A 12,746-nucleotide genomic window follows, 5' to 3' on the forward strand; every position below is an offset into this window, starting at 1 on the left:
AAATGCGCCGGCTCAGCCGGCGGAGTTGGAACCCAGCGCCCTCGTGCCGTCGGGCTGCATCTTGCCCGTGAAGCCGCCGCGGCCGAATTCGATGTGGACGTAGCGCGGGAGGCTTAGGGCGCGCCTTCAGCGCGGCGTGACAATCCGGCAGGCCCGCGCCGTGGCACGCGCCAGCAGCAGCATGCGCCGCGCCGCGACTGCGCCGGTTGCCGCATCGCCGACCACGGATGCGACCAGCGGATTGGTGGTGACGGCCGTGACCGCGGCGTTGATGGCGACATCGGCCGCCGCCACCGCCCCGGCCTCGAACAAAGTCCGCCGCAGCAGCTTCATGGTGCCGAGCAGGCCCGGACGCAGGCCATGGATGGCCGCCACCTCCCGCACCAGGCGCAGCCCGCGCCAGGCGATGAAGATTCCGTCCAGCGCCGGCGACGGCACGATGGCGGTCGCCGCCAGGGATTGCAGCGCGGCGGCGCGGCCGGCGGACACCGCGGCGCGATCCAGCGTCGCCAGCGGCCCCGCCTCCAGCAGCGCCAGCAGGGTCGGCAGGTCCGGCGCCTTGCGCAGTGCGGGCAGCATGGCCTGCGCCTCCGGCACCCGCGCCGCCCAATCGAGCAGCGCGCTTCGGCTGGCAGCGAAATCCCCGCGCGCCACGGCCGCCCGGCCGCGCTCCACCGTCCCCAGCCCCGCCAGGCCGCGCAATTCGCGCAGGAAGGCGGCGGCGATCAGCCCGTATCCGGCCAACGCCACGCCCAGCGTCAGCCAGCCAAGCCAGGGCGCGCGGGTGAACTGGTCCGCGACGTAGCCGCCGACATCAATGGCGGAAAGCCCGACCAGCAGCACGCCGATGCCGCCCGCGGCAAGCCCGAGCGCGGACCAGCGCCCCTGCGGCGCCGGCGGCAGGGCCACCGGTGCCACGGCCTGGTCCCAGCCGAAATCAAGGCGTGGCGCCGGGGCGGTCGACTCCTCGGTCAGGATGCGGGGGCCGCGCGGCGCGTCGCTCAAAGCAGGTCTCCGATCAGGGATGCCAGCATCCGGTCCAACCCGAGATGGGGCATCCCGGCCTGGCCGTCACCTGTCAGCCGCGGCGGGCGGAAGACAGGCATGCGGAATTCGCCATGGCTCCAGAAGGCGTGATCCGGCCGGCGGTCCGGCACCTCGCCAGGGTAGATCCGCGCGCTACGGCCGCCATCCAGCAGCACGCCACGCACCGCCTGCACGTCCCGGCCATCGACGCGCGCCATGTCGTCCTGGGTACAACGCAGGGCGGCGATGGCGTGCACGGAGGTGGTGGCGCCGCCGGCCCCTGCGGTGTCCCGCCCGACCAGGTCACCCAGCAGCCCGACCAGCGCCTTGCGCTGCCCCTCCGGCACATGGTCCGCCTTGGTGGCAGCGAAGCCGACATGCTGCACGCCCTGCCCGGTCAGCAGGTTCAGCCAGCCGCCGCCGCGGCGCAGCGACCCGGCGATGGCGGACAGGGCCGCGGCGGTATCGTCGAAGGCTTCCTCCCCGGCATGCAGCGCGCCGAGCGCATCCACCAGCACCGCCTGGCGGCGGAAGCGGCGGAAGAAGGGTTCGAAGAAGGCGCTGCGCTGGTCCGCCAGATAGGCGGAGTGGCGGCGCGCCAGCAGCCGGCCGAGCTCGCCCTGGCTGCCGCCGGGCAGCGGGAAGAACCACAGCAGCGGCGCTTCCCCGCGCGGCCCCGGATTCAGCGCGCGTCCCGGTTGCAGGAAGCGGAAGCCGAGATCATCGCGGCAGCGCAGCAAGGCGGCGCGGTACAGCCGGAACCCCTGGCGGGCCAGCGCCTCATCGTCCCGCGCGCCGGGTGGCAGGGCATCGACGAAGTTGAGAAAATCCTCGGCCGCCGCGGCGCGCCGGCCCTGCCGCAGCCGCACCAGCGTCTCCCGCGACCAATCGTCGTAGGACTGGTCCAGCATCGGCAGGTCGAGCAGCCATTCGCCGGGATAATCCAGCAGTTCCAGCGTGACGCGCCGCTCCCCCGCCACCCAGCCGCGCGCCTGGCCGAGCCAGGAGGCGGGCGCGAGGTCCAGCGAGATTTCCAGCGTGGAGAGATCCTCGGTGCGTTCCGGCCAGCGCGGCGGGTCGGCGGCCAGCGCCTCCAGATGCGCGCTCGCGTCGAAGCGCGGCGTCGATTCGATGCCCGGCGGCACCAGCCGCGCGCCCTTCAGGCGGTTGCCGGAGGCAGCGGCCAGGGCCGGCAGGGTGTTGCCCCCCTGCCCCGCCGCCAGCAGGTTCGCCACCAGCGAGGTGAGGAACACCGTCTTGCCGGCCCGCGACAGGCCGGTGACGGCCAGCCGCACCCTCTCCCGCCCCGCCAGCGCCCGCGCCGCGTCGGTCATGCCGGCGAGGGCATCCTCCAGCGGCGTCAGGATCGCCATGCGCTGGGGGCTACTTCCGCTCGATCAGCTCGATCTTGTAGCCGTCCGGGTCCTCGACGAAGGCGATGACTGTGGTGCCGAACTTCACCGGGCCGGGCTCGCGCGTGATCTTGGCGCCGCCGGCGCGCAGCTTGTCGCAGGTGGCGTAGATGTCCGGCACGCCGACGGCCAGGTGGCCGAAGGCGTTGCCCTGCTCATAGCTCTCGGTGCCGTAGTTGTAGGTCAGCTCCACCGCGGCGGCGCCGGTCGATTCATCGGCGTAGCCGACGAAGACCAGCGTGTACTTGCCGTCCGGCACGTCCCGGCGGCGCAGTTCCTTCATGCCTAGCAGCTTGGTGTAGAAATCCACGCTGCGCTCGAGGTTGCCGACGCGGATCATGGTGTGCAGCAGCGAGCCCTGGCTCATGGGGTATTCCCTTCCTTGAGGATGTGGTCCGAATCCATCGCCAACAGGAACAGCCCCGCGGCATCGGCTTCCGATATGGTGGCGTCGCGATCCAGAACGATGGTGCCCACATGGCCGTTCCGTCGCGCTTCGACAGCAATGCCGCGCAATCCGGCGGCGGCGGCGGCGCGGATGGTGTCCGGGCCGATGGCGGGCAGGTCCACCAGCTTGCTCTGCGCCGGCTTCACCAGCTTTACCAGCACGCCGCCCGGCCCCTCCCGCCGCATGTCGCCGGCGCGGGCGATCATCGCATCCGTGCCCTCGATGGCTTCCAGCGCCAGCACCAGCCCCTGCTGCACGACGCAGCCCTGCCCGGCATCGGCGGCGCCGAGCTGACGGACCACGGCGATGCCGCGCCTGATGTCGTCCAGCGCCGCCGCATCCGGCTGTGCGCGGGTCGGACAGCCTGCCTCGATCAGCAGCTCGGCGAAGACCTGCTGCGCGCCAAGCGGTTCGAAGCCCTCGTCGCGCAGCACGGTGATCACTGCGGTCAGCAGCGCGTCGTCGCCGCCGAACAGGGCGCGGCGGCCGACCTTGGCCGCCAGCCGCACCCCTTCCCCATCCAGCCGCAGCGACAGGATCGAAGGCCGCGTCACCCGGCCCGCGAGCACCAGCTGCCGTACGCCCTGGCGCCGCAGCAGCCCGAGCATCCGGCCGACGGCGCCGAGCCGCACCACTTCATGCGGCCAGGCCAGCCAGTCCCGCGGATTGGCAAAGCCCTCGACCAGCACGGCAAAGACCGGGCGGCCGGCGCGGCGCGCCGCATCCGCCACCCGCAGCGGCATGATTCCGCCGCCGGCGATCAGCCCGAGGGGTTGCGGCGTGGCGGTCACGCAGCCTCTCCGCTCTCCTCCTCCTCGGCGGCACGGCCGAAGGGGACCAGGCCGTGGCGGCCGCGGTTGCGGGTGAAGGCAAGGATTTCCGCCACCAGAGCATTGCCCGGATAGGCTGCGGCGACGGCATCCACGGCCTCATCCGGCCGGCCACCGCGATACAGGTCGTGCACCGCACGCGCCACCGTCACCACCTGGTCCTTGCTCAGCCCGAGGCGGCGGCGCATGGCGATGGTGTTGAGGCCCGAATGCTTGGCGCGATAGCCCTTGACCCGGCCATAGGGCAGCACGTTGCGTTCGACGCCGGACATGCCGGCCACCATGGCCATGCGGCCGATGCGGACGAATTGCTGGATGGCGGCGCCGCCCTGCACCACGGCGAAATCACCGATCTCCACATGGCCGGCCAGCATCACGTTGTTCACCAGGATGACGCCGTCGCCGATGCGGCAATCATGCCCGACATGGGCGACGCACATCACCAGCCCATCCGCGCCGATCCGCGTCATGCCATCGCCACCGGTGCTGCCGCGGTGGATGGTGACGTGCTCCCGGATCTGGGTGCGGGCGCCGATGGCGACGCCGGTGGGCTGGCTCTTGTACTTCAGGTCCTGCGGCGGCAGGCCGATGGTGGCGAAGGGATAGACCTTCACGCCGTCGCCCAGGCTGACGCGGCCATCGAGCACCACATGCGCGATAAGCTCGACGCCCTGCCCCAGCACCGCCTCCGGCCCGACGACGCAGCCGGGGCCGATATGGCAGCCGGCGCCAATCTGGGCCCCGGCCGCGACATGGGCGGCGGGGTGGATGAAGGCGGGCATGTTTTCAGAATCCACGCGGGCGGGTTCGCTCACTTGTCGAGGATCATGGCGGCGTAGCCGGCCTCAGCCACCACCTTGCCGTCCACCTTGGCTTCCGCGGTGAACTTCCAGATGTTGCCGCGCTGCTTTTCCTTCAGCACATGCACGCGCATCTGGTCGCCCGGCACCACCGGCTTGCGGAACTTGGCGCTGTCCACGGTCATGAAATAGACCAGCTTGCCCTGGGCGCTCGGTCCGAGCGTCTCCACCACCAGCACGGCCGCGGTCTGCGCCATGCTTTCGATGATCAGTACGCCCGGGAAGACCGGGTGCTGCGGGAAATGGCCCTGGAAGAAATTCTCGTTGATCGAGACGTTCTTGATACCCACGGCAGAGACGTTGGGGACGATATCCACCACGCGGTCCACCAGCAGGAAGGGAAAACGGTGCGGGATCGCCTGCATGATGCGGGCGATGTCGTAGACACCAACGGTCCCTGCGGGGCCTTCCGCCGCGGTGGCCGGCGTATTCTCTGCGGTCGCGTCCATGATCCTGTCTTCCGCTCGCTCCCTGGCGAATTAAAGCATCTTCAGGTCAGGCGGATCGCCTGGCGACCTGGAGATGCGCCACAACAAGTAGCTAGACCGATTGCCGTGATCACAAGTCCAACGGATGCGGTCTAGGGTGCCGGCTTGGCCGCCGGCCGGCCGGCAAGTTTCCGTAGCGCGGCGAAGGCGCGCAGCGTCTCACGCATCGGCCAGGCGGGCGACCCGCCAACAATCTCTCCCGGCCCGACATCGGACATGACGCCCGACTGGGCCGCGACCTGAACCCGGTCCCCGATCTCGACATGGCCGGCAACGCCGGATTGCCCACCCATCTGCACCCCGTTGCCGAGGCGGGTGGAGCCGGCAATTCCGACATGGGCGACCAGCACGCAACCCTTGCCGGTGCTCACGTTGTGGCCGATCTGCACCAGATTGTCGAGGCGCGTGCCCGCCCCCAGCACGGTGTCGGACTGGCTGCCACGGTCGACGCAGGCATTGGCGCCGATCTCGACGAAATCCTCCAGCAGCACCCGGCCGAGTTGGGGCATCGTCTCGAACCGCCCTTCCGGCGTCACCGCGAAGCCGAAGCCCTCCTGGCCGACGCGCGCCCCCGGGTGCAGCACCACGAAGCGGCCGGCGATGCAGTGGGAAAGGCTGGCATGGGCCCCGATCCGGCAACCCTCCCCCAGCACCACCCCGGCGCCGACCACGGCATGCGGGCCGATGATGCAGCCTTCGCCGATCTCGGCACCTGCCTCGATCACCGCGAAGGGACCGACCTCTACCCCCGCACCGATCTGGGCCGCGGCATCGATGGCAGCGGTCGGATGGATGCCCGGCCGTGGCGGCGCCACCGGATGCAGCGCGCGTGCGATGCGTCCGAAGCCGAGATAGGCCTGCTTCGTCACGATCGCGACGCGGCCTTCCGGCAGGCGGGCCAGCAGCTCGGGCGCCAGCACGATGGCCGCGGCACGGCTATCGGCCAGCAGCGGCAGGTAGCGCCGGTTGTCGAGGAAGCTGACCTCGGTCGCCCCGGCCGATTGCAGCGGCCCGACGCCTGTGATGCGCAGCGCCGGGTCGCCGCCGACCAGTTCGCCTCCGGCGGCGGCGGCAGCCTCGGCCAGGGTCAGGGCGGACCCCGCCGGAAAGAAGCGGGGATCCGCCGCCATGGCTCAGTTCCGTCGTGCGGGTGCGGCAGGGGCCGGCGGCGGCGGCGGCGGCGGCGCGCCGTTCGCGGCCGGCGCACCGCCAGCAGGGGCACCGGCAGCAGGCGCGCCGGCAGCGGGCGCCTCGGTCGGGGCGGCGCCCTCGGCCGGCAGGTTCACGCTGCGGAGCACGCGGTTCATCTGCGCCGAGATCTCGTCCGTCAGGTCGAAGGCGCTGTCGTTGAAGATCACCAGCGGCCGCGGCAGCACGATGTTCACGCCGCGGGACGCGGCGACCTGGCGGATCACGGCGCCCAGCGCCTGCTCGATCTGCTGCAGCCCGGCCTGCGCCGCTTGGTCGATGGCGCGCGACCGGTCGCGGAAGATGCGCTGCGCGTCGGTGATACGCTCCTGCAGGTCACGCTCCCGCGCACGAAGCTGTTCCGCCGCCAGTGTGGCACGGGCGGCGGCCAGCGCCTGCTGTTCCTCGCGCCAGCGGCCCTGCTCGCGCTGCAAATCCTCGTTCAGCTTGCCGCGGCGGCGCTCGATCTCCTCCCGCACCTGGTTGAAGGCGGCGGACAGGCGCTGAACCTCGGGGATGTCGACGATGGCGATGACCGGCGCCGGCGGGCGCGTGCCGGCGGCAGGCTGCTGCGCTGCCGGACGCTGCGCCGGCCGCTGGGCGGGACGCTGCTGCTGCTGGCCCTGCGCCTGGCCCGCGGGCGGGACGAACCATTGCTGGCCCTGCTGCTGTGCGGAGGCCGGCAGGGTCAGCAACAGGGGCGGCGCGAACAGCAGCGAAGCCGCGAGAAGGTGGCGCAGGCGCATGGGGCAGATTTCCCGGATAGTGCTCAGAAGCGGGTGCCGAAGCCGAAGCGTACGAGCTGCGTCTCGTCGTAGGACTTCTTCACCACCGCCTGGGCGATGTCGATGTTGATCAGGCCGACCGGCGTGCGCCAGGAGATGCCGACGCCGGCGCCGACGCGCGGCGAGCTGTCATCCTGCACGCCCGTCCCGGTCACCGGCGTCTCCGACAGCGAGCCGACATCGACGAAGGCGCGGCCGATCAGCCCGATCTCGGAAGGCAGCGGCAGCGGAAAGCGCAGTTCCGTCGTCTGCGTCCAGATCAGCCGGCCGCCCAGCGGGTCGTCATTGCCGGTGGCCGAGGTGTCGCGCGGGCCGGCACCGGCCAGTGCGAAGCCGCGCAGGTTGTCGCCGCCCAGGAAGAAGCGGTCGATGATGCGCTCCGGCCGGTCGCCCCAAGGGGTCAGCAGGCCGACACCGCCCTGCAGGGCCAGCACGTATTCCGGGGCGCCGAGGTAGCGCTCCAGCGGGATGTAGCCGGCCACGTCGCCGCGCCAGCGGACATAGGCGACATCGCCGCCGAGGCCCGCGACATCCGTGCCGACCCGGACGATGTAGCCGCTGCGCGGCTCGATCCGGCTGTCACGCACGTCGTAGGACAGCGTGGTGCCGATCTGCGACAGCAGCGTGATGCCGGTCTGTTCCTTGATGAAGCGGCTCGCGTCCGACTCGACGTCGAACACATCTCGCTGCACCAGGCTGTAGGCCCAGCTCTGCCGCACCCGCTCGTTGAACTCGTAGCCGGCGCGCAGCACGATGCCGGCGCGGCGTTCGGAGTAGCTCGAGGTCTCCTGCAGGTCGCGCGTGATGTAGAAAAGGTCCACGCCGGCCGCCAGGTTGCGGTCGAGGAAGGCCGGGTCGGTGACCGAGAAATCCACCTGCGTGCGGCGCTGCGCCAGCAGGGTCTGCAGCCGCGCATCGATACCGGTGCCGAGGAAGTTGCGTTCCCGGATGCCGAAATCGGTCAGCAGGCCGGCATCGGTCGAGAAGCCGCCGCCAAGCGAGATTTCGCCGGTCGGGCGTTCCGAGACGGTGGTCTGCAGCACCGTGCGATCCGGCGCGGAGCCGGGCTGCACATTGATCTCGGCGCCGCCGAAATAGCCCAGGTCGCGGATGCGCTGGCGCGAGCGGCGCACCTGCGCGGCGTTGAAGGCATCGCCCTCCGCGATGCGGAATTCGCGGCGGATAACGCGGTCCGCGGTGCGGCTGTTGCCGATGATGTCGATGCGCTCGACATAGGCGCGGTTGCCCTCGGCAACCTCGAAGGTCACGTCGACGCGGCGGTTCTCGCGGTCGCGCGTCACGCGCGGGCGGACCTCCACGAACGGCACGCCGCGCAGCCCGACGGCATCCGACAGTGCCTCGACGGAGCGTTCGACGGCGTCGCCGTCATACCAGTCGCCCTCGCTGATCGCGAGTTCGCCGCGCAGCGAATCTGCCTCCACCCCGCGCAGCGTGCTGGTGATCTCGGTCTTGCCGACGCGGTAGCGCGGGCCCTCGTCGATCGTATAGGTGACGAAGAAGCCGCTGCGGTCGGGCGCGAGCTCGGCCACCGCGCCGGTGACCTGCACATCGGCATAGCCCTGGCGCAGATAGTAGCGGCGCAGCAGCTCGCGGTCGAAGTTCAGCCGCTCCGGGTCGTAGATGTCGGAGGTGGACAGGATGCGGTACCAGGCCTGTTCCCGCGTCGCGACCACATCCTTCAGCCGGCCATCGGAGAAGGCGGTGTTGCCGACGAAGGAGATGCGGCTGACCAGCGCGGCATCGCCTTCCGTGATCTCGAACACCACGTCGACGCGGTTCTGGTCGAGCTGGATGATCTTCGGCTCGACCCGCGCCGCGAAGCGGCCACGGCGGGCATAGAGGTCCAGGATGCGCTGGCGGTCCGCCTGGGCGGCCTGCGGCGTGAACACCGCGCGGGCGCGCAGCGTCACTTCCGGGGTCAGTACATCGTCGGAGACCTTGCTGTTGCCCTCGAAGGCCACCCGATTGACGATCGGATTCTCCTCCACCACCACCCGGATGCGGTCGCCCTGGCGGGCCACCGTCACGTCCCGGAACAGCCCGGTGGCGAACAGCGTCCGCAGGCTGCGGTCCAGCCGGTCCGCGTCGAACGGGTCGCCCGGCTGCAGCAGCATGTAGGAGCGGACGGTATCCGCCTCGATGCGCTGGTTGCCGGTGACATCGATGCCGCGGACCACGCCGGAGGCGGGGAGAGCGGCGGCGTTGGGCGTGCGCGGACCGCGGGTCTGCGCTTCCGCGTTCAGCGCGAGGCCGACGGGGACGAGGCAGGTGGCGGCGAGCAGGAGGAGCCGATTGGCGACCAAGAGGTGTATCCCCGGGGGGGTGAGTAAGGCGGCGGAGACTACCCGAGCGACCAAGGGGCCGCCACCCCCGGCGGCGCGCCCGCCGGGCCCGTGCGCCGCAACCTGCCCGGCAAAAGCGGCCGAAGCGGGGCAGGTGCCACGCGCATCACGCCCCTGCCCCTGAAAATCCTCAAGATTTTCGCCGGTCCGCGCTCAGCCGAACAGCCCCGCCGCCCAGCGGAACAGGCCGAACTGTGAAAGGTCATTCCATGTCGCGAAGACGAACAGCGTGATCAGCAGCGCGAATCCGGCGCGGAAGCCGTATTCCTGCGCCCGCGCCGGCAGCGGCCGGCCGCGGATTGCCTCCGCCGCGTAGAACATCAGGTGGCCGCCATCCAGCACCGGGATGGGGAACAGGTTGATCAGCGCCAGGTTCACCGACAGCACCGCCATGAAGGAAATCAGGCTGGCGATGCCGAGCTCCGCCACCTGGCCCGACATCTGCGCGATTCGCAGCGGCCCGCCGAGTTCTTCCGCGCCGCGTCCGCCGGCGATCATCTGCCACACGGCGCCCAGCGTCTGCACGGTGATGTCCGCCGTCTGCTTCGTGCCGGCCCAGATCGCGCTGAACGGGTCCAGCCGCTCGAACTGCGTCGGCGCGGCGCCGACACCGAGGATGCCGACCGAGGTCTCGCCCGTCACCCGCGCGGCGGGCGTCGCCGTCAGCGTGCGTTCGGCACCGTCACGCTCCACCGTCACGGCCACCGGCGTACCGGCACGCGGCTGGATGTGCCGCTGCACCTGCTCGAACCGCGTTACCGGCTGGCCATCCAGCGCCACGATGCGGTCGCCCGGCAGCAGCCCGGCGGTGGCGGCGGCGGAGCCTTCCTGCACGGTGCCGACCGCCGTGGTGGCGGCGGGCTGGCCGACCGTCATGTACAGCGCGCCGAACATCAGGGCGGCGAGGACGAAATTGGCCAGCGGGCCGGCGGCGACGACGATGGCGCGATCGCCCACCGGCTTCTCGTGGAAGGTCTGGCCGGAGCGCCAGGCGGCGCGCACCTCCTCCGGCACGTCCTCCGGCTGTTCCTGGCCGTGCAGCTTCACATAGCCGCCCAGCGGCAGCCAGCCGATGCGCCATTCGGTGCCCTGCCGGTCGGTCCAGGCGGCGATCGCACGGCCGAAGCCGACCGAGAAGCGCTCCACATAGACGCCGCGCCAGCGCGCCGCGAGGTAGTGGCCAAGCTCGTGGAAGAACACCAGCACGCCCAGCACGACCACGAAGGCCAGGATGGTGCGGATCGGTTCGGGCAGGAAATCCAAGGTGCTCTCCAGCGGCGCAAAGGCGCCCGATAACGCGGGTATGGCCTTCAGCAGACCGCGGCGCGGGCCTCGGCATGGCGGGATGCGGCACGGCGGGCCGCGGCATCGAGGGCCAGGATATCCTCCAGCCCCTCCGCCCGCGCCGCCACCAGACCCTCCAGCGTAGCCTCGACCACCGACGCGATCTCCAGGAAGCCGAGGCGGCTGCCGAGGAACATCCCCACCGCCACCTCGTTCGCGGCGTTCAATATAGTCGGGGCGCCGCCGCCCGCCTGCAAGGCCTCCCGCGCCAGGCGCAGCGCCGGGAAGCGCTGCGGGTCCGGCGCCGCGAAATCCAGCCGCCCCAGCGCGGCGAGATCCAGCCGCGGCGCGCCGACATGGATGCGCTTCGGCCAGGCCAGCGCATGGGCGATGGGGGTGCGCATGTCCGGGGTGCCGAGCTGCGCCATCAGCGACCCATCGGCGAATTGCACCAGGCCATGCACCGCGGATTGTGGATGCACCAGCACCTCGATCCGCGCTTCCGGCACCGGGAACAGGCGGGCGGCCTCGATCAGTTCCAGCCCCTTGTTCATCATGGTGGCGGAATCGATGCTGATCTTGGCGCCCATCGACCAGACCGGGTGGCGTACCGCCTCCGCCGGCGTGGCGCGGGCCATGCGCTCCAGCGTCCATTCGCGGAACGGACCGCCGGAGGCCGTCAGGATGATCTTCTCGACCCCCGCCGGGTCCTGGCCATCCAGCGCCTGGAAGATCGCGTTGTGCTCGGAATCGACCGGCAGGAGGGTGGCGCCGCCCGCCGCCGCCACGGCCAGCACCAGTTCCGCCGCGCAGACCAGGCTTTCCTTGTTGGCCAGCGCCAGCGTGCCGCCCCGGGCCAGCGCCGCCAGGGTGGAGCGCAGGCCGGCCGCGCCGACGATGGCGGCCATGGTCCAGTCCGCCGGGCGCGCCGCGGCGTCTTCCACCGCGGCCGCGCCCGCGGCCACCGCGATGCCGCTGCCGGAAAGTGCCGCCTTCAGATCACCGTAGGCGCTTTCATCCGCCACCACGGCGAGCCGCGCGCGATGCCGCAACGCCTGTTCGGCAAGAACCGCGAAATCCCGGTTGGCGACCAGCGCTTCCACCCGGAAGGCGCCGGGCGGCGCGGCGTCGAGCAGCGCCACGGTCGAACGACCCACCGAGCCGGTGCTGCCGAGGATGGAAACCGAACGTGTCACCAGGTCCATCCCCAAAGCGGCCGCCCCTGCCCCAGCGCATAGGACAGCAGCGCCGCCACCGGTGCCGCCGCCAGCACCCCGTCCAGCCGATCCAGCAGCCCGCCATGGCCGGGAATGAGGGACGAGGTGTCCTTCACCTTGAAGTGGCGCTTGATGGCGGATTCGAGAAGATCCCCCGCCTGCGAGGCGACGCCCACCAGAACCACGACCACGGCGATGGAAGCCAGCGCCGCACCCGGCGTGAAGGCCAGCGCGCAGGCGCCGCCGAATATCAGCGCCGCCACCAGCCCGCCAAGCGCGCCGGACCAGGTCTTGTTGGGGGAAACGGCAGGCGCCAGCTTCGGCCCACCAAAGGCCCGGCCCGCCAGGTAGGCGCCGATATCGGAGGCCCAGACCACGACGAAGACGAACAGCACATTGCCGCGCCCGGCCTCATTGTCGTGCCGCAGCTCGATCAGCGCCAGGCCGGCCAGGCCGATATAGAGCACCCCCGCCGCCAGCCGCCGCGCCGGCTGGGTGACGCCGGAGCGCCGGCCCATCAGCGAAACGCCCAGCCAGGTGACGGCGAAGCCCGCCAGCAGCACCAGCAGCCCGACCCGCACCCGGTCCATCACCGCCAGCGTGCCGGCGGCCAGCACCACCAGGGGCACGGCCAGGCCGGGGAAGGCCCGGGTCCGCCGGCCACACAGATGCACCCATTCCCAGGTCAGCACCGCAACGGCCAGCGCCACCATGGCGGTGAAGGATTCCGCGCCGAACCAGATGCAGGCGAGCGCCGCCGGCAGCAGCACGGCGGCGGACAAGGCCCGCTTGCGGAGGTCCGTCCAGCGCTTGCCGGAGGCGGACGGACTGGGACTCGGGGTCAT

12 protein-coding genes are annotated in these 12,746 nt (G+C 71.4%); all 12 read right to left on the minus strand.

Features of this window, described 5'->3' with window-relative positions; translation table 11 throughout:
* Positions 1-126 precede the first annotated feature (126 nt).
* Positions 127-1,005, minus strand: coding sequence for a DUF697 domain-containing protein (locus tag HB662_RS23055; protein ID WP_168053318.1), 879 nt, complete (start codon positions 1,003-1,005; stop codon positions 127-129).
* Entirely contained in the window at positions 1,002-2,399 is a 1,398-nt protein-coding gene (locus HB662_RS23060; protein WP_168053320.1) for a YcjX family GTP-binding protein, read from the minus strand. Before HB662_RS23060 ends, HB662_RS23055 begins: the two co-directional genes overlap by 4 nt.
* Positions 2,400-2,409: 10 nt before the next feature.
* Complete coding sequence (gene gloA, locus HB662_RS23065) at positions 2,410-2,805, minus strand: lactoylglutathione lyase (protein WP_168053323.1); 396 nt, start codon at positions 2,803-2,805, stop codon at positions 2,410-2,412.
* The gene (locus tag HB662_RS23070; RefSeq protein WP_342449570.1) at positions 2,802-3,677 is read right to left on the minus strand and encodes an LpxI family protein; all 876 of its coding nucleotides are present in this window, start codon (positions 3,675-3,677) and stop codon (positions 2,802-2,804) included. The genes gloA and HB662_RS23070 overlap by 4 nt, the downstream gene beginning before the upstream one ends.
* Positions 3,674-4,498: an acyl-ACP--UDP-N-acetylglucosamine O-acyltransferase gene (gene lpxA / locus HB662_RS23075; RefSeq protein WP_168053325.1), complete on the minus strand. Its 825-nt coding sequence runs from the start codon at positions 4,496-4,498 to the stop codon at positions 3,674-3,676. The genes HB662_RS23070 and lpxA overlap by 4 nt, the downstream gene beginning before the upstream one ends.
* 29 nt (positions 4,499-4,527) lie before the next feature.
* Entirely contained in the window at positions 4,528-5,025 is a 498-nt protein-coding gene (gene fabZ, locus HB662_RS23080; protein ID WP_168053327.1) for a 3-hydroxyacyl-ACP dehydratase FabZ, read from the minus strand.
* A gap of 131 nt (positions 5,026-5,156) precedes the next feature.
* Entirely contained in the window at positions 5,157-6,194 is a 1,038-nt protein-coding gene (lpxD, locus tag HB662_RS23085) for a UDP-3-O-(3-hydroxymyristoyl)glucosamine N-acyltransferase (RefSeq protein ID WP_168053329.1), read from the minus strand.
* A gap of 3 nt (positions 6,195-6,197) precedes the next feature.
* On the minus strand, positions 6,198-6,998 hold the full coding sequence (locus HB662_RS23090; RefSeq protein WP_168053331.1) for an OmpH family outer membrane protein: 801 nt from the start codon (positions 6,996-6,998) through the stop codon (positions 6,198-6,200).
* Positions 6,999-7,021: 23 nt separating this feature from the next.
* Positions 7,022-9,361 carry an outer membrane protein assembly factor BamA gene (gene bamA / locus HB662_RS23095; RefSeq protein WP_168053333.1) on the minus strand — a complete coding sequence of 780 codons (2,340 nt, stop codon included), beginning with the start codon at positions 9,359-9,361 and terminating at the stop codon, positions 7,022-7,024.
* Between the two features lie 192 nt (positions 9,362-9,553).
* A complete protein-coding gene (gene rseP / locus HB662_RS23100) occupies positions 9,554-10,654 on the minus strand; it encodes an RIP metalloprotease RseP (protein WP_168053982.1) in 1,101 nt (366 codons plus the stop codon).
* A gap of 56 nt (positions 10,655-10,710) precedes the next feature.
* Positions 10,711-11,889 (minus strand): 1-deoxy-D-xylulose-5-phosphate reductoisomerase, encoded by a 1,179-nt coding sequence (dxr, locus tag HB662_RS23105; RefSeq protein ID WP_168053335.1) that lies wholly within the window; start codon positions 11,887-11,889, stop codon positions 10,711-10,713.
* The gene (locus tag HB662_RS23110; protein WP_168053337.1) at positions 11,877-12,746 is read right to left on the minus strand and encodes a phosphatidate cytidylyltransferase; all 870 of its coding nucleotides are present in this window, start codon (positions 12,744-12,746) and stop codon (positions 11,877-11,879) included. The genes dxr and HB662_RS23110 overlap by 13 nt, the downstream gene beginning before the upstream one ends.

It is taken from the genome of Falsiroseomonas frigidaquae (assembly GCF_012163145.1).
GTDB lineage: Bacteria > Pseudomonadota > Alphaproteobacteria > Acetobacterales > Acetobacteraceae > Falsiroseomonas > Falsiroseomonas frigidaquae.

Bases quoted from the DNA above. Each gene is read 5' to 3' on its own strand.
- HB662_RS23060 (WP_168053320.1), bottom strand. From the start codon at position 2,399: ATGGCGATCCTGACGCCGCTGGAGGATGCCCTCGCCGGCATGACCGAC.
- gloA (WP_168053323.1), bottom strand. From the start codon at position 2,805: ATGAGCCAGGGCTCGCTGCTGCACACCATGATCCGCGTCGGCAACCTC.
- lpxA (WP_168053325.1), bottom strand. From the start codon at position 4,498: ATGCCCGCCTTCATCCACCCCGCCGCCCATGTCGCGGCCGGGGCCCAG.
- fabZ (WP_168053327.1), bottom strand. From the start codon at position 5,025: ATGGACGCGACCGCAGAGAATACGCCGGCCACCGCGGCGGAAGGCCCC.
- lpxD (WP_168053329.1), bottom strand. From the start codon at position 6,194: ATGGCGGCGGATCCCCGCTTCTTTCCGGCGGGGTCCGCCCTGACCCTG.
- HB662_RS23090 (WP_168053331.1), bottom strand. From the start codon at position 6,998: ATGCGCCTGCGCCACCTTCTCGCGGCTTCGCTGCTGTTCGCGCCGCCC.
- dxr (WP_168053335.1), bottom strand. From the start codon at position 11,889: ATGGACCTGGTGACACGTTCGGTTTCCATCCTCGGCAGCACCGGCTCG.
- HB662_RS23110 (WP_168053337.1), bottom strand. From the start codon at position 12,746: ATGACCCCGAGTCCCAGTCCGTCCGCCTCCGGCAAGCGCTGGACGGAC.